Origin of the sequence: Archangium gephyra, from assembly GCF_049060025.1 — a bacterium.
Classification (GTDB): domain Bacteria; phylum Myxococcota; class Myxococcia; order Myxococcales; family Myxococcaceae; genus Archangium; species Archangium gephyra_A.
This window is the reverse complement of record NZ_JBMEQQ010000002.1, coordinates 4,024,692-4,047,056: the sequence shown is the minus strand read 5'-3', so window position 1 is coordinate 4,047,056 and position 22,365 is coordinate 4,024,692. Positions and strand designations below refer to the sequence as shown.

Genomic DNA, 22,365 nt, shown 5'->3' with positions numbered 1-22,365 from the left:
TGATGGCGAGGAAGCCGAAGACACCGCGGTGGTTGGAGGCCGCGCGCCGGCGCCAGGAGCCGGTGCCGGAGGGGAGCCGCGCGGACTGGCTGGCGCGAGCGTTGGGCCGGGCGGGGGTGATGCCCCGGTCCGAGGCAGAGCAGGCCATCCGTGAGGGACGGGTAGAGGTGGACGGGCGCGTGGAGCGCGAGCCCTTCGCGCCCGTGCACGCGGGCAGTGCGGTGCGGGTGGATGGGACACCGCGCTCGCTGGAGGCGCGGACGCTGGCGTTGATGTTCCACAAGCCCGCGGGCGTGGTGGTGCACGGGAGCGATCCCGAAGGCCTCGGCACCGTCTTCGAGCGGCTGCGCGCGGTGCTGCCGCCGGAACTGCGAGGCCATGAGTGGTACGCGGTGGGGCGCCTGGACCGGGACACCACGGGCCTGCTGCTCTTCACCAACGAGGAGCGGTTGGTGGCGCACGCGACCTCGCCGGAGACGCACGTGCCCAAGCGGTACGTGGCGGACGTCGAGGGCGCACCCTCGGAGGCGGCCCTCCAGCGGCTGCGCGAGGGCCTCATGCTCGACGATGGACCAACCAGGCCGGCGGGCGCCCGGCTGTTGGCACCGGGGCGCGTCGAGCTGGTGCTCACCGAAGGGCGGCACCATCAGGTGAAGCGGATGCTGGCGGCGGTGGGGCACCCGGTGCGCACGCTGCACCGCGAGGCCGTGGGGACGCTGGTGCTGGACGTGCCGGAGGGCGCCTGCCGTCTGCTCATGGACGCCGAGGTACAGCAGGGCCTCGGCTTCCAGGACATCCCCTCTCCCTCTGGGCGAGGGCCAGGGTGAGGGTCAGTCCCCGTTCCGCCGCGCGGACTCCCGCACGACGGCGCGGGCGTGCCCGGCCAGGGCGTGGCTCTCGGGCAACTCCCGCCCGAGCAGCCGCGGGACGGCGAGGGCGAGGCTCACGGAGTTGGTGAGGACACAGCCGCGCACGTCCCCCACCTGCTCGCGGCGCACCGGGCGCTCCACGATGGGCCGTCCTGCGAGCCGTCCTTCCACCAGCAGCACGGAGCGGATGATGCCGGGAAGGCACGGAGCCTCCAGCGGCGGCGTCACCACCGAGTCCCCCACGAGGAAGAACAGGTTCCCATTCGGGACCTCGCAGAGCTCCCCGGCCTCGTTGACGAAGACGGTACCCCGTCCGAGGTGCGCGTACTGGCGCAGGTACGAGACGCTCTTGTGATTCAGGGTGGGGTCACCCCGGCGGTAGCAGCGCTCTTCCACCGCCTGGAGGGCAACCCCCTCTTCCGGGGGACGCGGAGGCAGGGAGCGGAAGGACAGCAGCAACCGCCCATCTCCCGCCACGAGCTTGGCCACTCCGGTGAAGCGTGGCCCCAGGCTGGCATCCGCCTCCAGGCACCGGCGCAGCGCCTCGCGGACGGCCTCGGGGGTGAGTACCTCCGGCGGAGGTGCGTGCACGCAGCCCGCATGAGCCCCGAGGCTCTCGCGGAGCCGCGCGAGGTGCCGCTCGAGGAACATCGGAGCGCCCTCCTCGACGAGGAGCGTCTCGAAGAAGCCCGCGCCGAAGAAGAAGGACTGGAGGAAGTCCTGGAGCCGCAGGTCCTCCAGCCGGCACACCTCGCCGTTCACCGCGACCGTCCCCATCATCCGATGCGCGCCTCCAGGAAGTTGGCGAGCAACTGGTTGCCGTGCGGCGTGAGGAAGGACTCGGGGTGGAACTGGATGCCCTCCAGCCACGGGTACTCGCGGTGGCGCAGGCCCATCACCAGCTCGCCGCACCAGGCCGAGACCTCCAGGCACTCGGGGAGGCTCGCCCGCTCCACCACCAGCGAGTGGTAGCGCGCGGCGACGAACGGCCCCGGCAGGCCCCGGAACACGCCCCGGTCATCGTGGTGGATGTCGGCCGTCTTCCCGTGGACGGGCACCGGCGCGCGCACCACGCGCCCGCCGAACACCTGCCCGAGCGACTGGTGGCCCAGGCACACCCCGAGGATGGGCACCCGGCCCGCGAAGGCGCGGATGACCTCCATCGAGATGCCGGCCTCGTCCGGGGTGCATGGGCCCGGGGAGATGACGATGTGGTCCGGCCGCAGCGCCTCCACCCCGGCGAGCGTGAGGGCGTTGTTGCGCACCACCTTCAGCTCCGCCCCGAGCCCTCCCAGCGCCTGCACGAGGTTGAAGGTGAAGGAGTCGAAGTTGTCGATGAGCAGCATCATGCCGCGTCTCCCTCCGGGCGCGCGGACAGCGCGAGCAGCAGCGAGCGGGCCTTGTGCAGCGTCTCCTGGTACTCGCGCCTCGGCTCCGAGTCGTGGACGATGCCCGCGCCCACCTGCACGTGGGCCTTGCCGTTCTTCAGCACCATGGTGCGGATGACGATGTTCAGGTCCAGCTCGCCCGTGAAGCTCACGTACCCGAGCGAGCCCGTGTAGAGGCCCCGGGCGTGGGGCTCCAGCTCGGTGATGATCTGCATGGTGCGGATCTTCGGCACGCCGGTGATGGTGCCGCCCGGGAACACCGCCGCCACCACGTCGAGCGGCTCCACTCCCGGCGAGAGCCGGCCCACCACCTCGGACTCGATGTGGATGACATGGGCGTACTCGGTGATCTCCATCAGCTTCGTCACCTGGACGCTGCCGTAGGCGCAGACACGCCCCAGGTCGTTGCGCTCCAGGTCCACCAGCATCGCGTGCTCGGCGCGCTCCTTCTCGTTGGTGCGCAGCTCGTGCACGAAGCGGGCGTCCTCCTCCGGCGTCCCCCTGCGGCGCGTGCCCGCGATGGGCCGCGTGAGGGCCTGGCCGTCCTCCACCCGCACCAACCGCTCGGGCGAGGCGCTCACCACCTCGAAGCCGTCCACCTCCAGGTAGCTGGCGAAGTGCACGGGGCTGAGCGCGGACAACGCCTCGTACAGCTCCAGCGCGGACAGCCGCGGCTCCACCTCCAGCCGCTGCGAGAGGTTCACCTGGTACGTGTCCCCCGCGCGGATGTACTCGCGCACGCGCTCCACCGCGCGCAGGTAGTCCTCCTGCGTGAAGTTGGAGCGCCACGCCACGTCCGGAGTCTGCCCGTCCGGCAGGTGCCAGCCAGGCGCCGTGGGCCCTCGGGCCGAGGCTTCGCGCACCTCGCGCTCCAGGGCCTCCACCCGCCGCGTGCAGTCGTCGTAGTCGCTGCCCGTGGCCACCACGAGCGCGCGGTCTTCTTGCGGCTCCACCGCCACGAAGGTGTCCACGAAGCCCAGCGCGATGTCTGGGATGTTCAGGTCGTCGTTCGGGTGGCGCGGCAGGGACTCGAAATAGTGGGCGGCCTCGTAGGCGAAGAAGCCCACCGCGCCACCACAGAAGAGCGGCATCCCCGGCAGCCGGAGCCCTCGCCAGCGCTTCAGCAGCTCGCGCAGCACGGACAGGGGCTCGCCCGGGTGCGGCTCTCCGTTCACCTCGCACCGGGGGCCCTTGGCCCGGAAGGTGAGGAAGGGCTTCGCTCCCACGAAGGAGTAGCGGCCCTCGCTGGAGGTGCGTGTGCTCTCCAGCAGGAAGCGGTGGCCCGCGGGCAGGACGCGCAGCAGGTCCACCGCCCTCAGGCCATGGAGCTCCACCGGGCGCACGAGGGGAACCTGGTTGTAGCCCTCCGCGACGAGCGCCTCGAAGCGTTCGCGGCTCAGCGGGGGCGGGGCAGGGGAGACCGGCATGGGCGCAGGGCTTGTAACAGAGGTCCCCAGGCTCGCGCTCCGGGTTGCTCCGTGGGCCCGCTCCGCCCGCCCTTCCGGGGTTCAACCCGGGATGGGAGAGGGGTTGTTGGGCTCAGTGGTAGTGGCCCGCGGCCTGCGGCTGGTAGGTGACCGAGAGGATGTGCAGGCGTTTGGTCTTCCCGCCGGGAAGCTGCCAGTCGATCTCCTGCCCCACCGACAGCCCGAGCAGCGCCGCCCCCACGGGCGCCAGCACGGACACCCGCCCCTGCTCCAGCGAGGCGTCCTGCGGATAGGAGAGCGTCACTTCCCGCGTCTCCTGCGTGTCCTCGTCCCGGTACAGGACGCGGCTGTTCATGGTGACCACGTCCGGCGGCACCTGCGTCGGCTCGACCACCTCCGCGCGCAGCAGTTCCGCATCGAGCGCGTCCGCCTTGTCGCCCGCGGTCGTGTCGATGAGGGTCCGCAGCCGCTCCATGTCGGTCGACGTGACCACGATCCTCGGCTCTTGCGTTCTCATCACGACTCAATCCTTTGACCCTGCGTGCGGCCGGTCAACCAAGCAGGACTCGGGCCATGCCTGCATGGCGGCTGGGCGTCTGGAACCGGACGTCCCACCGGGCGCAACCCTGACGGCCCGTCAGGGCTCGAGCGGCCCCGCGACATGCAGACGCAGTGCGTCGAGCACCCATCCACCCGCTCCTCCACCCGCCCTCGCTGCTGCGCTACCTCGCCTCCCGGCCGGGATTGACTTTCCAGGTGAGCGGTTTTCTCATGGCTTGAGGAAGGGAGTGTCCTGCCCTTCGAGTGCGTGAGAGCCCCCATGAACCTGCCGCCGCTGCCCTTCGAAGCCAGACCCGTCCGCCGCATCGCCCGGCTGTCTCGTGAGGAGTTCGTCCCCTCCGCCATCACCGAGCCGGTGGTGGTGACCGGGTGCATGGAGGACTGGCCGCTGTTCCAGGGTATGCGGGCGCGGGAGAGCACCGAGCAGAAGCTCGCCCTGCTGGGCTCGTACATCGGCCAGCAGCCGGTGATCTTCCACGACCTGCCGAAGCACTTCAAAGGCCAGTTCCACTTCGATGGCACGCCGGACCGGCTGACGTTCGGCGACGCCACGCGGCGCGAGAACGTCCCGTTCGACCTGTTCTCGCGCCGGATGCAGGAGTGCCTGAGCGGGGCCTCGGGTGACGCCGTCTACATGCAGGCGAACTTCATCGAGAAGGGAAGCCCGCTCTTCGGCGCCCTGGGGCCCAACATCCTGCCCTTCTTCCCGGAGGGCCATGAGCTCGCGATGATCTGGGTGGGCTCCAACGGCCAGGTCATCAACCTCCACTACGACGACTTCATGACCGTGCTCTGCATGGTCAACGGGGTGAAGCGGGTGACCCTGCTGCCTCCGGAGACGCTCCCCGACCTCTACCTGGCGCCGTTCGATCGCATGCTCGAGGGCTGTCAGTCGAGCCTGGTGCGCGTGCTGGAGCCGGACTTCGAGCGCTATCCGCGCTTCAAGCGGGCCCTCGAGCAGGCCATCGTCGCGGTCCTGGAGCCCGGTGACGTGCTCATCATGCCGCCCATGTGGTGGCACCACGTCGAGTCCTACGGGCTCAACATGATGGTCAACAGCCGGGTGTTCATGGCCTCCTTCCAGGATTTGGATCAGGCGTACACGAACCTGTCGCAGGCCATGCGGCTGTTCGTCCCCCGCACCCAGGCGCAGCGCAATCAGGCCCTCTCGCTCTACCGGGAGACGGTCTTCGGGCCTGGAGCGGCCGCCGCGTCCCCGCGGGAGCAGGGCGTGGAGGAGACCCCCGAGGACAGGCAGCACCGCCTCGCGACGCGGGACTTCGCCGCGCGCATCCCGGTCATCCTGCGCGAGCACCTGGCGCGGCACTACGAGCACTTCGTCTTCCAGGCCAACGGGGATCCGCATCCCACCCTGCCCGGCGTGCTCGACGCCCTGGTGGAGCGCAACCTCAACGCACACAACATGTTCCCCCGGGTGGATGAGGTGGAGCCGTAAGCCCGGCAGCCGGGGCGGAGCGTTGGCTCGTGCCCCTCCCGTGCCCGTCATGAGCGAGCTCCACGATCCCATCTGCCTGGATCCCATCTACCTGGACCACAACGCCACCACGCCGCTGCTGCCCGAGGTGGTGGACGCCATGGTGCCGTACCTGCGCGAGCACTTCGGCAACCCGTCGAGTGCTCACGTCTACGGGCGCCGCGCCAAGGAGGCCGTCGAGCGCGCACGCTCCCAGGTGGCGGCGCTGATCGGCGCGGCGGCGGAGGAGGTCTTCTTCGTCGCGCACGGCACCGAGGCCAACAACCTCGCCATCCGGGGCGTGCTGGCGGCGCGGCCGGACAGGCGGCACGTGGTGACCTCCGTCATCGAGCACCCGGCCACCGCCGAGCCGTGCCGCGAGCTGGAGCAGCACGGCGGGCGGGTGACCTGGCTCCCGGTGGACGGGGAGGGACGGGTCCGCGCCGCCGAGGCGGTGGCGGCGCTGCGGAGCGACACGGCACTCGTCACGCTCATGCACTCCAACAACGAGACGGGCGTGCTGCAGCCCATCGCCGAGGTGGCGCGCGAGGCCCGGGCGCGGGGCGTCTGGGTGCACACCGACGCGGCCCAGTCCGTGGGCAAGCTGCCCGTGTCCGTCGAGGGGCTGGGCGTGGACCTGCTCACGGTGGTGGGCCATAAGTTCGGCGCGCCCAAGGGCGTGGGGGCGCTGTACGTGCGCAAGGGCACGACGGTGCGTCCGGTGCTGCTCGGCGCGGGGCACGAGCGCGGCCTGCGTCCGGGGACGGAGAACGTCGCGTCCATCGTGGGGCTCGGCGTGGCCTGCGAGGTGGCGCTGCGCACGGTGGAGACGGAGCCGGCGCGGGTGCGGGCGCTGCGCGACGAGTTGTGGGAGCGGCTGCGGGCGCGCGTCCCGGGACTGGCGCTCAATGGTCATCCGGCGGAGCGGCTGCCCAACACGCTCAACGTGCGTTTTCCCGGAGTGAGTGGCTCCGCGCTGCTGGCGGCGGCTCCCGGGGTGGCCGCGTCCACGGGCTCGGCGTGCCACGCGGGCGAGGAGTCCGCTTCCTCCGTCCTCACCGCCATGGGCCTCGAGCCCGGGGCCGCGCTCGGCTCGGTGCGCCTGTCCCTGGGCCGGACGACGACGCGGGAGGATGTGGCCGCCGCCGCCGAGGCGCTCGCCTCCGCCTGGGAGCGCCTGGCCCGCCGCTGACACACTCGCGCCGCGCCCTGGTGCGAGCAGGAACAAGGGAGAGGGACATGCGGAAGCTGATCGTTTTCAACAATGTGTCGGTGGACGGCTACTTCGTGGACGCGAACGGCGACATGAGCTGGGCCCACGAGGGGACGCAGGATCCGGAGTGGAATGCCTTCGTCTCGGGCAATGCCAGTGGCGGAGGTGAGCTGCTGTTCGGCAGGAAGACCTACGAGCTCATGGCCAGCTTCTGGCCGACCCCGGCCGCGGCCCAGATGAATCCCGTGGTGGCCGAGCGGATGAACGCCATGTCGAAGGTCGTGTTCTCGAGGACCCTGGACCAGGCGTCCTGGAGCAACACGAAGCTGGTGAAGGGCGACCTGGTGGAGGAGGTCCGCAAGCTCAAGCAAGCGCCCGGACAGGGCATGACGATCCTGGGAAGCGGCAGCATCGTTGCCCAACTGGCGCGGGCGGGATTGGTGGATGAGTTCCAGCTCGTGGTGAGTCCCATCGTCCTGGGCCAGGGGAGGACGATGTTCGAGGGCCTCCAGGAGAAGCTGCGCCTGAAGCCGGCCCAGACGCGGACCTTCGGCAACGGGAAGGTGGTGCTGTGCTACGTGCCCGCGTAGCGGGAGCCCAGGTGCAAAGCGGCAATCGGTTGGGCCATACTCCGGCTCCCCGACCCCGAGGCATGCCCCGTGTCCGAGTCCACCCCCGCGCCCTCCCAGACCGCGTTCGTCCAACAGCTCAACTTCTGGGCCCGCGACGCGAGCAATGAGTCCGCGGCGCTCCTGGGCGCCTTCGCGCTCGGGATGTTCGCGCACCTCCCGGACGCGGGTTCCTCCGCGCCGGTGTCCCTGGAGTCGCTCGCCCAGCGCATCGGAGGCACGGTGCGGGGCACGCGCTCCGTCATCGAGCCCCTGGTCGGGCTCGGCTTCGTCCAACTGGAGGAGGGGCGGGGTTACTCGCTCCCGGCGTCCAGTGCCGTCCTGCGCGAGGCGGGTTTCGCCGCCCGCATGCGCGAGGCGCTGGAGGGGTGGCTCGTGTCCGCGAAGCTGCCCGAGGCCGTCCGCTCGGGCGCCCCGGTGGAGTGGCGGGGCGGGTCCAAGGACCTGATCGGGTGGTACCGCCAGGAGTTCCTCGCGCCCCGCGCGCCCGCGCCGAGCCCCACCGCCGCGGACTACGAGGACCGGGCCGTCCGTAACTTCCTGCGCACCCAGGCGCTCCTGACGAGCGGCACGGTGGGCCTGCTGGAGGCGCTGGTGTCCGGCCCCCGGCCGCTCGCGGAGCTGGCCAAGGCCACCGGCTCCCAGCCCGAGGCCCTGCGGGTGTTGCTCGGGGTGCTCGCGTCCATGGGCCTCGTCCGGCAGGAGGGCGAGGCCTTCGGGTTCACCGAGCTGGCCGGCCGCTGCCTCGACGCGAGCAGCCTTCCGTACTTCCAGAGCGCGTTCCCGGCCACCCTGGACTACTGGGAGGCCTTCGGGCACCTGGACGAGGCCGTCACCCAACAGAAGTTCCGGTTGGATCTGCGCGACCCGGAGACGGCGAAGCGCATCTACCAGCGCAATGCCTCGCGCATCACCGGCATCTTCGCCTCGCACGTGAAGCTGGGCCGGAAGGCCGCCGCGCTCGTCGCCACCATGCGCCCGCTCGAGAACGTCCGCGTGCTCGACGTGGGCACCGGCTCGGGGGTCTGGGGCGCCGCCTTCGGGCTGGCCCACCCCACCGTGCATGTCACCTACCTGGACTCCGAGCACGTCCTGGAGCAGGTGAAGCCCAACATCGCGAAGCTCAAGCTGGACGGGCGCGCGCGGTATTGGGCCGGGGATTGCCTCTCCGTGGACTACGGCGAGTCCCAGTACGACCTCATCCTCCTGCCCCAGGTCATCCCCGCGCTGCCTCCCGAGGAGCTGCCGCGGCTCTTCGGGAAGCTCGCCCGCGCGCTGCGTCCCCAGGGACTGCTCCTCATCTCGGGCTACCTGCTCACGGACCGGCGCGATGGTCCCCTGGACGCGCTCTACTTCGCGCTGCGCCGCTACGTGTCCAATGAGGGCGACGTGCTGTCCATGCCCGACTTCCGGCGGCTGCTCGAGCCCGTGGGCCTCACGTCCTCGCGTGGTTTCGAGATGCCCATCCAGCAGGTCGTCGTCGCCTCACGGGGTGACGTCTCCTGGCCGGATGGGACTCCCGCCCGCTGACACGGTGCCAGCGGGCCAGGCCGCCGCTTCTACCCCACGTTGCGCCGGGCCTCCGGCGCCGACGCGGAGAGCGCCTCGTTGAGGGCGCGGAACAGGTCGGCGAAGCCCTCGCAGAACGCCATCGCCCCCGCCTCCACCTGCTTGAGGATGGCCGGATCCTGGGCCGCGTAGATCTCGATCATCGAGCGCCCCATGGACTTGTGCATGGGCTCGACCACGGTGTGGACCCGGAAGAAGTGCAGCACGGGATCCGCGTCGTCCTTCACTCCGTAGTGCTCCTTGTACTTCAGGAAGCCGTTGAGGAAGTAGACGAACTCCTCCGAGGACGTCACCTCGGAGGCGAGGTGGAAGCCGAGCGCCTCGCCGATGGAGCGGTGCCGGTAGTACTCGGTGGTGCGCTCTCCGAGGATCTGCCCGACGGGCAGCAGGTAGCGCGGGTCCTGCATGTCCGCCTCGCTCACCTTCAGGTGCGCGGTGAGCTCCTGGAAGAGCTGGTGGTGCGTGCGCTGCATCCCGTTGCGCAGATCATGCAGACCGAACTCGTCCACGTCCGCGAAGAGGATGTAGGCGCCCATGGCGGTGGCGCCATAGCGGTCGCCGCGCGCCATCCAGTCATCGGAAATCTTCAGCGCCAGGGCGAGGATGCCCGTCGGCACCGTCTTGAAGAACGCGCCCATCGTCGCGAAGAAGGTCTTGAGCTCCCGCGCGTCCAGCGGCTTGCTGGCGAGCAGCTTGCCGAAGGCCGCCAGTTCCTTGACGGCGGCATGCTCGAGCATCCGCGCCTCCATCAAACTGAGCTCGCGGTCGAGCGCCTGGGAATCCGTCGCGGTCATCGTCATTGTCCCTCCGGGGGCGGGGCTTTTCCGAAATTAACGGAAAATAAGTCTAATCCCGGACCGGGGGGTGGAGCAAGCCACGCCCCGGAGGTGGGGCCCTCACGCCGCGCTGCGTTCGGTGCGCGGAGGCGGGGCGAGCCGCTCCGGCAGAGGCACCCCGGCGCGCGCGGCGAGCAGCAGCTCCTGGGTGGGCAGCGGCAGGCACACCGTGGAGGCGAGGCCCACGTCCGCCAGCAGCCGGGCGTACTCCGAGTGGGAGAGCAGATCCCCCTCGTTGGTGAGGAAGCGCCGGAAGCCGAAATAGAGGTGATCCAACGGGCCGTCGCGCCGCTCGTTCAGCACGTACTCGGCGATGACGAGGATGCCGTCCGGCTTCAGCGCGCGCGCCACCCGGCGGAACATGTCCGGCAGGGACTCGGGCCGCAGCACGTTGAGCACCTGCGGGAGGATGATGAAGTCGTACGCGGCCTCGCCGAAGTCCTGCGTGAAGAGGTTGCCCGGCCAGAAGCGCGCCTGCCCCAGTGCCTTGAGCTGCTCCACGTTGCGCCGCGCCTGCTCCAGCACCACCTCCTGGTCGAAGTAGGTGACGTGCGCCGTGGGCTCCGTCCGCGCGAAGGCCACGCCCCACACCCCCGAGCCCGTGCCGATGTCCAGCACCTTCGCCCCCGCCAGCGGACGCACCTGCGCCAGCGTCGCCGCCGCGCGCCGGCTGAGCTGGAAGTGCGAGGCGAACACCGCCGTGATCTGATTCGAGTTGTCCGCGTAGAAGCGCCGGCTCACCTCGGGATCCTTCAGGTCCAGGATGAAGCGCTCGTGCCGCACCGTCTCCTCGAGCCGCTCCAGCGCCTCCCAGTACTGCGCGGACACGGAGAAGGAGCGCAGCAGGTACGGCAGCGCCTTGCCGTCGAGCACCTGGCGCGCCTCGTCCGTGAAGCTGCTCGTGGTGCCCTCGGTCCGGGTGAGGCCCAGGTGGGCCAGCACCTCCAGCACCGTGCGCAGGCCCCGCTCACTGGCGCCCGTGGCCGCCCGCAGCGCCGCCTCGTCCTGGGGCCCCGTGGCGAGCTGCTCGAGCAGCCCCAGCCGGCCCACCGTCACCAGCAGCCAGGTGCGCGCGGCGCCGCGCGCGAAGCGATCGAAGAAGTCCTCCGCCTCGGGAGACGGGGCGGGCACCGGCCCCAGGAAGAGCCGCTCGTAATAGCCGAGCACGTCCCGGCAGCCGTCCTGGCCCAGGCGCTCGCCCGTCTTCACGGCCTCCTCCAACCGGCCGATGGCCCCCCACCAGCCCGCCGCCTCCTGGAGCCGCTCGCGGAAGGCCGCGTCTCGCAGGAAGGCCGCCACCGGACGGGCGAGCACGAGTCCGCGCGCGTCATCCATCCGCACCAGGCCCAGGCACACGAGCAGCTCCACCAGCGAGCGCACGCCTCGCACCGACGCGCCCACCTTCGCCGCGAGCTGCTCGGCCGTCACCGGCGCGCCCTCGCCCTCCACCGGCAGGGCGTCGAAGAGGCCCACGGCCAGCGACGTGCGCAGCAGCGCCGACTCGTTCGACGCATTGCGCGCCCAGAAATGCAGGGACTGCGCCAGGGAAGGGGACGGGGCGCTCCGCGGAGCCGTCATGGGTACCTCGTTCGGGGGGCCCCTAGCTTCGCCGCTTCCCTCGGGGTTCCGCAACCCGGGGGGCCGTGAGTTCATGGCCCCATGGCTTGCCAGGATTGGCATGTTTTTCTAACTTCCACCCTTCGGTGAGAGGGAGTACGCATTGACACTGCTGTTGCTGACGTTGCAGGGCATCCTGGCGCGTCGCCGGAGCTGGTGGGTCGGTCTGCTCGCGGCGGGTGCGGCGGCCCTGCTGACGCCCGGTCTGGCCCTGGTGGAGAGCATTCATGACGGGACGCGGCGCAGCCTCATCGAGAGCGGCGCCGGGCACCTGCACGTGTACCACTCGGGCTCGCCGCAGACGCCCGTGCTGCTGACGGGCCCGGCCGGCGCGCCGGAGCTCGTCCCCTTCGACGACTACCCCGCCACCGAGGCGCTCGTGCGCGAGGTGGAGGGCGTCCAGGAGGTGGTGCCCCTCGAGGCGGGGACGGCCACCGTCTTCCGCGGCAACTACCTGGACGAGAAGCTCGCCGTGGTGCGCGCCGTGGCCCGCGAGCCGGCCTCCCCGGAGCGGGAGGCCCGGCTGGGGCGGCTGGCGGCCGACCTGCGGCGCACCATGGAGCGCGTGGTCCAGGACGAGCGCCGGCGCGAGGAGGCCTTCACCGGGGAGGGCATCGTCGCGGAGGATCGGCTCGCGCTGGAGGAGGTGTCCTCGGAGGCCTTCTGGACGCGCTTCACCGCCGAGCCCCTGCCCGCCCTGGAGCTCATCGAGAACCGCGTGGCGAAGCTGGCCGGCGAGGGCGAGTCGCTCCCCCTGGACTACCTGGGCACGGAGCCGGTGCGCTTCGCCCGGGCCTTCCCGCGCTTCGAGCTGGTGTCGGGGCAGCTCCCTCCGCCCGGCAGCCGGGGCGTGTTGCTGGGGCAGGCGGCCTACGAGCAGAACTTCAAGCTGCCCATCGCCCTCCGCATGGACGAGCTGCGCCGGGAGCTGTCGCGCGGGGGCCAGCTCGCCGGGGACGAGCGGCTGCGGACCCTGGTGGAGCGCAACCTGGCGGAGCTGCCGGACCTGCTGGCGCGGCTCGACGTGGAGCGCTCCTCGGCGCTCCAGGCGGCGCTCGCGCGCGTGCTGGGCCACCCGGGGGAGCTGGAGCCGCTGCTGCGCGAGTTCCTCTCGGTGGAAGACGGGAACTTCGAGTCCCGTTACGGACTCTTCTACTCCGAGCTGGCGCCGCACCTTCCGCTGTACCGGGTGCGCCCCGGCGACACCCTCACGCTGCGCAACCGCGTGCTCACCGCGGCGAGCGTGCCGGTGCGCATCTGGGGCACCTTCCGCTTCAGCGGCCTGGGCGGTGACTCCAGCCAGGTCAACGCCACCAGCCTGGTGGACCTCGTCTCCGCGCGCCTGCTGGCGGGCCGGCAGACGCAGGAGCAGGCGCGGGAGTCCCAGGAGCTCATCGAGGCGTTCGGCATGGACCGGGAGAAGCTGTCCGAGGGTGGGTTCAGCCGGCCGGTGATCGTCGATCCGGAGCCGGAGGCCGCCGAGGCCGTGCCCGTCCCCACCTCGAAGGAGGTGCTGCCCGAGACCTTCACGGAAGGCGAGCTGCTGGGCGGCAGCGTCCTGCAGGCGGCCATCCTGCTGCGCCCCGGGGCCTCGCCCGAGCTCGTCTCCGAGCGCATCCGCCAGCTCGCGGGCGAGCGGAAGCAGACGCTGGCCATCACGGGCTGGCAGGACGTGGGCGGCGCCTTCAGCGGGGTGGTGGAGATGAGTCAGGTGGTGCTGCTGGTGCTCGCCGGGTTGCTCGGCTTCTTCGTGCTGCTGGTATCCGCCGGCACGCTGCTGTTGATGGCCAAGGAGCGGGTGGGCGAGGTGGGAACCCAGCGCGCCATCGGCATGCAGCGCCGGGAGGTGTTCCTCGGCATGTTGCTGGAGGGGCTGGTGCTCGGGGGCCTGGGCGGAGTGCTCGGGTCCGCCCTGGGGGCGGGTTTGCTGATGGCTGTCGTGGGTGGAGGGATGCCCGTGGGAGACGAGCTGCAGTTCTTCCTCGGAGGCGCGGTGCTGCGGCCGCACCTCGGGGTGGGGCACGGGCTGACGGTGACGTTGGGCGTGCTGGCCGTGGTGACGGTGGCGGCGCTGGTGCCCGCCTGGCGCGGGAGCGCCGTCGAGCCGGTGGTGGCCATGCGCCGGAGGGAGGACTGAGCCATGAGCAACCTCCTGCGAATCGCCCTGCGCAACCTCTTCATCGACCGGGAGCGCGGACTGCTGCTCTTCTTCCTCATCGCCAGCGCGAGCGCCGTGCTCGTCGGGATGATGTCGCTGACGTCGGGAGTCGCCTCCGCGCAGCGCGAGGCCGTGCTGACGCTGCTCAGTGGAGAGCTCAATGTCGGCGGGTACTTCAAGGTGCACCCCGACACCATCGCCCCGGTGATGGGGGATGCGCGCCGCGTGCGCGCCGTGGTGGAGCCGCTCGTGCCCGCCGGCTGTGGCCTGCGTGAGCGCGGACGGGGCCTGGCCTCGGTGGGCGCGGGCCGGCACCGGGGCCGCTCCTTCATGACGAGCCTGGACGTGACGCGCGAGCCCGAGACGCTCGCGAGCATCCGGCTCGCGGGGGGCTCGCTGGAGGCGCTGGACAGGCCGCGCACGGTGGCCCTCTCCACCTCCCTGGCCGAGCGGCTGCGCGTCAAGGTGGGCGACGTGGCCACGCTCTTCTCGGAGATGGTGGGCGGCAAGCGCAACGCGCTCGACGTGGAGGTGGTGGCCCTCACCGAGCCCGCGGGGCTGCTGGGGGAGTCGGCCGCCATCCTCGTCTCCAATGCCACCCTGCGCGAGCTGGGCGGGCTGCGCCCGGAGGCCGCGGGGGTGTTGCAGCTCACCTGTGCCGGGGGGGCGGAGCCCGGCCCCCTGGACGACACCTTCCGCCAGGCGCTGCGTCAGGCGGGCTTCGACGTCCTTCCGGCCTCGCGCGAGGCCTACGGCGACAAGGTGGCGCCGCTGCTCCGGGAGAACTGGTCCGGCCAGCGGCTGGATGTGAGCACCCGCGAGGACGAGGCCTCCTTCCTCGCGCTGGTGACCGACGGGCTCGCGGCCCTGACGGTGCTGGTGGGGTTGATCGCCATCCTGGTCGTCATGGTGGGGCTGTTCGTCTCGCTGAGCGTCTCCGTGCGCGAGCGCACCCGGGAGATCGGCACGCTGCGCGCCATGGGGATGCACCGCCGCTCCGTGGTGGGCCTGTTCCTGCTCGAGGGCCTGCTGATGGGGCTGCTGGCCTCGGCCACCGGGGCCGCGGTGTCCGCGCTCCTGAGCGTCCTGCTGCGGGGCGCCATTCCCCTTCCCACGCAGATGGCCAAGCTCTTCTTCAGCAGCACCCTCCCGCTGGAGCCGCACCTGCCGGGCGCGGTGCTCGCCGTGGTGCTCGTCTCCCTGGGCGCATGTCTCGCCTCCATCATCCCCGCGGCCCGCGCCGCCGCGCTCTCCCCCCGTTCCGCCATGGAGTCCCTGTGATGAATCCGCGTGCCGCCCGTCTGCCGTCGCTCCTCCTCGCGCTCCTCGTGTCCCTGCCGGCCCTGGCCGCCGAGCCCCCGCTCTCCGCCACGGAGCTCGTGCGCCGCATCGACAAGCGCATGTCCCTGCAGAGTGACTACAAGGGCACGGTGCGCATCCTGGAGCGGCGCAAGAACGGCGTGGAGAACGCGTACGAGATCGTCGTCTACCGCCGCGACTCGACGAGGGATCTGCTCTTCATGACGACCAAGCCGAAGATCCTCAACGGCAGCGGGTACCTGCGCATCGGGAAGAACCTCTGGGAGTACGATCCCACCGTGGGCCAGTGGACGCGCACCACCGTGCGGGCCAACATCTCCGGCACCTTCACGTGCGAGGCGGACTTCGACCGCTCCCGGCTCTCCGAGGACTATGACGCGAAGGACGAGGGCGAGGAGACGATCGACGGCACGAAGTACCGGAAGATCTTCCTGAGCCTGAAGCCCGGCGTCGAGCAGCCCTTCCCCCTGCTGCGCATCTGGGTGGATTCGGACCTGAACATCGTCAAGCGCGTGGGGTACGCGCCGTCCGGCCGCACGCTGCGCTCCGACTACATCCGCAGCTATCAGCGCCTCAAGGATCCGGTCTCCGGAGAGATCGTCTACCACTACAAGGAAGTGCTCGAGGTGGAGGAGGAGGAGGGCACGCAGATGCTGCTGAAGTACGACGAGGTGGTGCTCCAGCCGCTCAGCCCGAACATGTTCACCAAATCCTTCCTCGAGCAGCGCGCGCGTTAGTTCCAGCCTGGCACTCCCGTGTCGATGAATTCTGGTGAACGCGCCTCCGGGCGCGTGAGCCGTGCTCCGGTTCGAGGGGCGGCTCTGTGGTGGTGGGGTGTGCTCGCGTCGGGTTGCTCGGCGGGTTCTGCCGCTTTGCTCCCGTCGGATTGCCGAGCCGGGGACACCTCCATGACCTGCTGTATCAAGAAGTTCCCGGCCGACCCCGTGGGCGCTTGTGGTGCCACCGCGTCGGACATCGAGCAGGCGCTCAGGATGGCGTCGCAAGTCGACGAGGATGACTTCGCGAACAACGCCTCGCTTCCTGAGTGGAAGCAGTGGTGCATCAAGTTCTACGTCCGGTGTGTGGACTACGGGTGGAACGGCAAGTGTGACGACTGCCTCCGCGTCTGCGAGGGCCAGCAGGATTGGCCGACCGACATGTGTTTCCCGCCCAGGAAGAAGAGGTGAGCCCGTGTCCGAGGAGATCGACTGGAACCCGATCCGGGCGCTGGCTCAGCGTGTGTTGACGCAAGGCGAGCCCCTGGAGCTCACCAACGAAACGCTCGCCCTCTTGCGGAAGAGTGCCCGTGAAGTGGCCATCAGCTCCGAGGATGCCGAGGACGCTCTTCGCAGCCAGTCCACCGCGAGCACCTTGCTACGAGAGATCCGCCAGCGCATCCGCGACGGCTCCAATCGGCTGATGCAGGCGCTCGAGCGGGCGTACACCCTCCGGGAAGCAGGAGACCTGGAGGGCGCTCGCAGGGAAATGGAAGGCGTGCTCGCCGTTGAGGTCGTGCCCCTCTATCGCGCCCAGGCCACGGACGTGCTGGAGGACATCGAAGCGGGGCTGTTCTAGACCCTCTCCCAGAGGGAGAGGGAGAGGGGATGTTCCTCAGTCCTTCCGGTCGAGCGCGGCGAGCACCCCGGTCACCACCTCGTCCAGCCTCGGCGGGCGGATGAGGTCCGGGTGGTTGCCCTCCAGCGCCACCAGCTCGAGCTGCTCGCGCCGCAGCACCTGGCTCCACCCGATCGTCTCGTCGCGGCCCGTCCGGGACTGGGCGGACGTGAAGAGCAGCACCCGCGCGCGGATCTCCGGCACCGTCCACTCCCGCGCCTGCGGCGTCAGCACCTCCCCGAGGATGTGCCACAGCCGCGCGAGCTGCGCTCCCTGGAAGTGCGGGGCCAGCATGCCTCGCTCCTTCGCCTTCTCCGCCAGCAGCTCCCACTTCGCTTCGATGCTCAGCGGAGCCAGCTCGCGCTCCAGGCTCTCGTCGAGCAAGGTGAACTCGTCGGCGATCACCCGCACCGGATCCTCCGACTCCAGCCGCGGAATGGTGTGCGAGGGCAGGGTGTCGAGCAGCGACAGCAGCTCCACCTGCTCCCCGGCCGCCTCGAGCTTCGCCGCCACACCGAGCGCCAGGTAGCCGCCGAACGAGAACCCCAGCAGCCGGTACGGGCCGTGAGGCTGCGTGGCCCGGATGTCCCGGGCGTACTCGGCCACGCGCTCCGCGAAGGTGGCGAGCTGGCGCTTCGACACCGTTTCGGGCGCCTGGAGGCCGTAGCAGCGCACCCTCGGCTCCAGCTTCCGGACGAGCTCCATGTAGTGGTGCAGCTCTCCGTCACCCGGGTGCATGACGAAGAGAGGCGGCGCGTCCTCCGTCACCTCCGCTCCCGACAGGCGCAGCACGCTCGTCCGCGGCGGGCCCTCCGCCAGCAGCTCGCGCACCGCGTCCGCCGTCTCCTTCAACACCGGGCTCTGGAAGAGGACCGCCAGCGGCACCGGCATGCCGAGCTCCTCCTCCATCCGCCCGAGCAGGCGCATGGCCAGGATGGAGTCTCCGCCGAGCTCGAAGAAGTCGTCCTCGGCCCGGATGTCCTGCCGGTGCAGCACCTCGCCCCACAGCCGCTGCAGCGTCATTTCCAGCGTCGAGCGGAACGCCGTCTCCCGCTTCCCCGCCGCTTCGGCCACCACCGGCGCCTGCTCCGGCTCCGGCAGCGCCTGCCGATCCACCTTGCCGTTGTTGTTGACCGGCAGCTTCTCCATCACCACGAAGACCGCGGGCACCATGTACGCGGGCAGCCGCTCCGACACGTGCTCGCGCAGCGCCTCCGCGCTCACCGTCCTGGGCGCCTGCACCCATGCGCAGAGCTGCTGCACGCCCGCGGCCGAGGTCCGTGCCAGCACCACCGCCTCCTCCACTCCCGGGCACTGGCGCAGGCACGTCTCGATCTCCGACAGCTCGATGCGGAAGCCGCGGATCTTCACCTGGTGGTCCGCCCGTCCGAGGAAGCGCAGGCGTCCGTCGGGCAGCAGCCGGGCCAGGTCACCCGTGTGGTACATGCGCGCGCCGGGCTCGGTGGCGAAGGGATCCGGCACGAAGCGCTCTGCCGTCATGTCCGGAGCGCCGAGGTAGCCCCGCGAGAGCGCCGCGCCTCCGATGTAGACCCGGCCCGGCAGGCCCGGCAGCACCGGCTGGAAGTGCTCGTCCAGCAGGTAGAAGCGGACGCGCGGAATGGGCCGGCCGATGGGGAAGGTAGGCGCGGTGCCCACGCCCTCCTCACCGGGGATGTCGCAGGTGGCCGAGGTGATGGTGCACTCGGTGGGGCCGTACACGTTGACCCAGGGCGCGTGCGTGCCGCCCACCCGTTGCCAGGCCTCGAACGTCTCGCGCTTGAGCACGTCTCCGCCCGGCGCCAGCAGGCGCAGCCGCGGGGGCACGCGCTGGCCCTGCGCCTCCATCTCCCGCACCCACTCCTCGATGTATGTGGGCGGCAGGCTGATGAGGGTGATGTCCGTCTGCTCCAGGTACGGCGTCATCGCGTACGCCGGCACGAGCCCGCTGCGCATCACCACCGTGGCGCCCATGGCCAGCGGCGGGTACAGGTCCTCGGCCGCCGCGTCGAAGCTCAGCGGCGCGAACTGCAGCATGCGATCGCCCGGACGCAGGCCGAAGCGCGCGGCGATGGCCAGGTTGTGGTTCACCACCGAGCGGTGCTCCACCATCACCCCCTTGGGCTCGCCCGTGGAGCCGGAGGTGAAGACGAGGTACGCGAGCTGCCCGTCGGACACGGCACGCGGGCCGGGGCCGAGGTCTTCCGCCACCAGGTCCGGCTGGGGCGGCATCTCCACCCACGGCACCAGCCCCTCGTGCTCGTACATGACCTGCGGATCCACCCACAGCAGGTTCACGCCGGAGCGCTCCAGCACCGCGCGCTTGCGCGGCTCGGGCCAGCCCGCGTCCAGGGGCACGTAGGCGCAACCCGCCTTGAGGATGCCCAGCAGCACCGCCATGGCCTGCGCGGACGGCTCCATCACCACGCCCACGCGAGCCTCGGGGCCCAGGCCCCGCTGCACCAGGAGCGTGGCCAGCAGGTTGGCGCGGGCGTTGAGCTCGGCGTAGCTCCACGTGGTGTCCCCGTGCGCCACGGCGGGCGCGTGGGGCGTGCGGCGCACCTGGGCCTCGAAGAGCGTGTGCACGCAGGCCCCGGCCGGCACCTCCTGCGCTCCACCGTCGAGCGCCCGCAGCACCTGCGCGCGCTGCTCCGGAGACAGCAGGGACAACCGCGACAGGGGCACGTCCGGGGAATGCACCACCTCGGAGAGCAGCTGCTCGAAGGCGCGGGCCATGCGCTCGGCCGTCCGCGGGGTGAAGAGGGCGCTGTCGGTGGCGATGAGGCCGATGGTGCTGCCCTCGGGCTTCTCGATGAGGTGCACCACCACGTCATAGGCCGCCATGACGCCCTCGCCCTCCAGGTGCGAGGCCGAGAGCCCCTCGAAGGACGGGGCGTCGAGGCTGTCCAGGTTCACCAGCGCCTGGGCCAGCGGCGGGGCGGGGATGTTCGTCTCCGGCTGCACGGCGTCGACGATGCGCTTGAAGTGCACCTCCTGGTGCGCGGTGGCGTGCACCACGGTGCCGTGGGCCCGCTTGAGCAGCGCGCGGAAGCTGGGGTCTCCCGAGACGTCGGTGCACAGCGGCACCACGTTGGTGAAGTAGCCCACCAGGCTCTCCGTCCCCGGCAGCAGCCGTCCCGAGAAGGGCGAGGCCACCACCACGTGCTGCTGGGCCGTCAGCCGGTGCAGCCACGCCTGGACCAGGGCGATCGTCGCGGTGTAGGTGGACACGCCCTCCCGCCGGGCCAGCGCCTTGAGCGCGGCGATGTCCCCGCCGCGCAGCGAGAGCCGCACCGGCCGCATGTTGGCGTTGGCCGCCGGGGCCCGGCGCGGGAAGTCCAGCGGCAGATCCAACACGGGCGGCGCGTCCGCCAGTGCCCGCTTCCAGGACTCGAGGCCCTCGTCCAGCCGGTGGAGTTGCTCGGGCTGCCGCTGCCAGAGGGCGAAGTCCGTGTACTGCGCGGGCGCGGGGGGCAGCAGCGTGGGCTGGCCCGCGAGTGCCGCCCGGTACGCGGCCGACACCTCGTCCAGCAGCACCTGCAGGCCCATGCCGTCCAGCACCAGGTGGCTCACCGCGGTGATGAGCACGTGCCGCGTGCCCTCCGCGTCCAGGCGCAGCAGCTCGAAGCGGTACAGCGGCCCGTCGTGCGGGTCGAAGTGCTGCCGGTCGTGACGGCTCGTGGCTTCGCTCGCCGCCTTGCGGGCCTCGGCGGGCGGCAGGTGCGAGAGGTCCGTCCGCACGAGCACCGGCGCGCTCCTCGCGTTCACCCGCACGAAGAGGGACCCGCCCTCATGGGCGAAGGTGCTGCGCAGCGTTTCGTGGCGATCCACCACGGCTTCGATCGCCCGCTCCAGCTTCGCGGCGTCGAGCGAGCCCTCGAGCACGAGCCCGGTGACGATCACGAAGGGCGGGGCGTCCGGCAGTTGCAGCGCGTACCACATGCGCTCCTGCACCAGCGAGGCGGGCAGGCGCGTGGGACGGGGGCCGGACGGCTTCCACTCCACCCGCGAACCGGGGGCCTGGGCGAGCTTCCCGGCCAGGCCCGCCACGGTGGGCTCGGAGAAGAAATCGGCGAGGGACGGGGCGACACCGAAGCTCTGGCGCACGCGGGCCATCAGCCGGGTGGCGTTCAGCGAGTGGCCGCCCAGGCGGAAGAAGTCATCCTCGCGACCCACCGCGTCCACGCCGATCACCTGCCGGAAGAGCCCGGCGAGCAGCTCCTCCACGGGGCCGCGTGGGGGCTCGCCCGCGGGCTTCGTGTCGGTGCCTTGCAGCGGCATCGACTCCAGCACCTTCCTGTCCACCTTGCCGTTGCTGTTGAGCGGCAGGGCCTCCAGGGACACGAAGCGCGAGGGCACCATGTAGCCGGGCAGCGTGCGGGCCATGGCCGCCGAGAGCCCGGTCATGCTGACCTCGGCGCTGGTGGGCACCACCCAGGCCACCAGGGACGTCTCACCCGGCCGCTCCCGGCGCGCGGTGACGATGGCCTCGCGCACCTGGGGCAGGGCCCGCAGGGCGGCCTCCACCTCGGCCAGCTCGATGCGCACGCCGCGCACCTTCACCTGGAAGTCCACGCGGGTGACGAACTCCAGCACGCCCTCCGTCCTCATCCGCCCCAGGTCCCCGGTGCGGTAGAGCCGCGCTCCGGGCCGGGTGCTGAAGGGGTGCGGAATGAAGCGCTCGGCCGTCCAGTCGGGGCGGCCCAGGTAGCCACGGCCCACGCCCTCGCCGCCGATGTACAGCTCGCCCACCACGCCCGGGGGCACCGGCCGCAGGGACTCGTCCAGGACGTACACCTCCACGTTGCCCCGGGGCGTGCCGATGGGCGTGGTGGCTCCCCGCGGGGCCGCGTGCAGGAGGTGCATCGTGGCGGTGTCCGTGCACTCGGACGGCCCGTACAGGTTGCCGAAGCGCACCGCCGGGTAGCGCTCCATCCAGGCCCGGCACAGCGCGGGCGCCAGCTCCTGCCCACCGGTGAGCATCCACCGCAGGCGGCGCAAGCCCGGGGCCTCGGCCGGATCCGAGTCCTCGAGGATGGATTGGAGGATGGGTGCCACCAGCTCCGCGAAGGTGGTGCCGCTCTGGTCCAGCGCCACGGCCAGACGCGGCGGCTCGCGCACCAGGGCGTCGTCGAAGACGTACGTGGTGCCGCCGACGCAGAAGGCCCCGAGCATCTGCCAGATGGAGACGTCGAAGCCGATGGCCGCCGTCTGCGCGAGCACGTCCTTCGACGTGAGCCCCAGGTCCTCCGCCTTGCCCAACGCATGGTTGAGCATGTTCCGGTGGCTGATCATCACGCCCTTGGGCGTGCCGGTGGAGCCCGAGGTGAAGATGACGTAGGCGAGGTTGTCCGGGGTGGCGCGGCGGGGCAGCGGCTCCGGGCTCTCGGTGTCCAGTCCCTCCAGGGACAGGACGCGGGGGCGCTCGTGCCCGGGGAGCGAGGCGAGCACCTCGGCGAGGAGCTCACCGGTGCCCTCGAGCGGGAGGACGAAGGGCGCGCGGCTCTCCGCCAGCAGGCCGGCGAGGCGCGCGGCGGGGAGCTGCGCATCCAGGGGCAGGTAGACGCCGCCGGCCTTGTGCAGCGAGAGGATGGAGCGGATGAGGCCCTCGGTGCGGTGGCTGAGGACGGCCACGAGGGACTCGGAGCCAACCCCCTGGGCCACCAGCCGCCGCGCGGCGCGGTGGGTGTGGG

17 protein-coding genes are annotated in these 22,365 nt (G+C 71.3%); 10 read left to right on the top strand and 7 right to left on the bottom strand.

The genetic code is table 11. From position 1 onward, the window contains the following. Positions 1 to 2 precede the first annotated feature (2 nt). Positions 3 to 827 (top strand): pseudouridine synthase, encoded by an 825-nt coding sequence (locus ACN28I_RS17575; RefSeq protein ID WP_420943144.1) that lies wholly within the window; start codon positions 3 to 5, stop codon positions 825 to 827. A gap of 3 nt (positions 828 to 830) precedes the next feature. Here the strand turns inward: ACN28I_RS17575 and ACN28I_RS17570 are convergent, their stop codons facing one another. The 4 genes from ACN28I_RS17570 to rnk form a co-directional block, all read right to left on the bottom strand. Beyond that, entirely contained in the window at positions 831 to 1,649 is an 819-nt protein-coding gene (locus ACN28I_RS17570; protein WP_420943143.1) for an aminotransferase class IV, read from the bottom strand. Continuing rightward, positions 1,646 to 2,218, bottom strand: a complete 573-nt coding sequence (locus tag ACN28I_RS17565) for an anthranilate synthase component II (protein ID WP_420943142.1) — start codon at positions 2,216 to 2,218, stop codon at positions 1,646 to 1,648. Before ACN28I_RS17565 ends, ACN28I_RS17570 begins: the two co-directional genes overlap by 4 nt. Beyond that, on the bottom strand, positions 2,215 to 3,684 hold the full coding sequence (locus ACN28I_RS17560) for an anthranilate synthase component I family protein (protein WP_420943141.1): 1,470 nt from the start codon (positions 3,682 to 3,684) through the stop codon (positions 2,215 to 2,217). Before ACN28I_RS17560 ends, ACN28I_RS17565 begins: the two co-directional genes overlap by 4 nt. Before the next feature lie 112 nt (positions 3,685 to 3,796). Continuing rightward, a complete protein-coding gene (gene rnk / locus ACN28I_RS17555; RefSeq protein WP_420943140.1) occupies positions 3,797 to 4,201 on the bottom strand; it encodes a nucleoside diphosphate kinase regulator in 405 nt (134 codons plus the stop codon). A 303-nt stretch (positions 4,202 to 4,504) separates the two neighbouring features. Here rnk and ACN28I_RS17550 point away from each other — a divergent pair, with 303 nt between their 5' ends. From ACN28I_RS17550 to ACN28I_RS17535, 4 genes are all read left to right on the top strand, one after another. Next, positions 4,505 to 5,701, top strand: coding sequence for a cupin-like domain-containing protein (locus ACN28I_RS17550; RefSeq protein WP_420943139.1), 1,197 nt, complete (start codon positions 4,505 to 4,507; stop codon positions 5,699 to 5,701). 49 nt (positions 5,702 to 5,750) lie between these two features. Continuing rightward, positions 5,751 to 6,911 (top strand): cysteine desulfurase family protein, encoded by a 1,161-nt coding sequence (locus tag ACN28I_RS17545; RefSeq protein ID WP_420943138.1) that lies wholly within the window; start codon positions 5,751 to 5,753, stop codon positions 6,909 to 6,911. 47 nt (positions 6,912 to 6,958) lie between these two features. After that, positions 6,959 to 7,522, top strand: a complete 564-nt coding sequence (locus ACN28I_RS17540) for a dihydrofolate reductase family protein (protein WP_420943137.1) — start codon at positions 6,959 to 6,961, stop codon at positions 7,520 to 7,522. A 69-nt stretch (positions 7,523 to 7,591) separates the two neighbouring features. Continuing rightward, positions 7,592 to 9,091 (top strand): methyltransferase family protein, encoded by a 1,500-nt coding sequence (locus ACN28I_RS17535; RefSeq protein WP_420943136.1) that lies wholly within the window; start codon positions 7,592 to 7,594, stop codon positions 9,089 to 9,091. A gap of 29 nt (positions 9,092 to 9,120) precedes the next feature. On the opposite strand, the gene ACN28I_RS17530 is transcribed toward ACN28I_RS17535, so the two are convergent. Together ACN28I_RS17530 and ACN28I_RS17525 are read right to left on the bottom strand one after the other, a co-directional pair. Beyond that, positions 9,121 to 9,924, bottom strand: a complete 804-nt coding sequence (locus ACN28I_RS17530; protein ID WP_420943135.1) for an iron-containing redox enzyme family protein — start codon at positions 9,922 to 9,924, stop codon at positions 9,121 to 9,123. Between the two features lie 102 nt (positions 9,925 to 10,026). Continuing rightward, entirely contained in the window at positions 10,027 to 11,544 is a 1,518-nt protein-coding gene (locus ACN28I_RS17525; protein ID WP_420943134.1) for a class I SAM-dependent methyltransferase, read from the bottom strand. 142 nt (positions 11,545 to 11,686) lie between these two features. Between ACN28I_RS17525 and ACN28I_RS17520 the strand changes: the two genes are divergently transcribed. The 5 genes from ACN28I_RS17520 to ACN28I_RS17500 all read left to right on the top strand — a co-directional run bounded on the left by ACN28I_RS17520 (position 11,687) and on the right by ACN28I_RS17500 (position 16,636). Further along, on the top strand, positions 11,687 to 13,720 hold the full coding sequence (locus ACN28I_RS17520; RefSeq protein WP_420943133.1) for an ABC transporter permease: 2,034 nt from the start codon (positions 11,687 to 11,689) through the stop codon (positions 13,718 to 13,720). Positions 13,721 to 13,723: 3 nt separating this feature from the next. After that, on the top strand, positions 13,724 to 15,022 hold the full coding sequence (locus ACN28I_RS17515) for an ABC transporter permease (RefSeq protein ID WP_420943132.1): 1,299 nt from the start codon (positions 13,724 to 13,726) through the stop codon (positions 15,020 to 15,022). Next, positions 15,022 to 15,798: an outer membrane lipoprotein-sorting protein gene (locus ACN28I_RS17510; protein ID WP_420943131.1), complete on the top strand. Its 777-nt coding sequence runs from the start codon at positions 15,022 to 15,024 to the stop codon at positions 15,796 to 15,798. Before ACN28I_RS17515 ends, ACN28I_RS17510 begins: the two co-directional genes overlap by 1 nt. 171 nt (positions 15,799 to 15,969) lie before the next feature. Then, positions 15,970 to 16,248, top strand: coding sequence for a hypothetical protein (locus ACN28I_RS17505; RefSeq protein ID WP_420943130.1), 279 nt, complete (start codon positions 15,970 to 15,972; stop codon positions 16,246 to 16,248). 4 nt (positions 16,249 to 16,252) lie between these two features. Continuing rightward, positions 16,253 to 16,636 (top strand): DUSAM domain-containing protein, encoded by a 384-nt coding sequence (locus tag ACN28I_RS17500; RefSeq protein WP_420943129.1) that lies wholly within the window; start codon positions 16,253 to 16,255, stop codon positions 16,634 to 16,636. A 36-nt stretch (positions 16,637 to 16,672) separates the two neighbouring features. Here the strand turns inward: ACN28I_RS17500 and ACN28I_RS17495 are convergent, their stop codons facing one another. Next, on the bottom strand, positions 16,673 to 22,336 hold the full coding sequence (locus ACN28I_RS17495; RefSeq protein ID WP_420943128.1) for an amino acid adenylation domain-containing protein: 5,664 nt from the start codon (positions 22,334 to 22,336) through the stop codon (positions 16,673 to 16,675). Positions 22,337 to 22,365 lie beyond the last annotated feature (29 nt).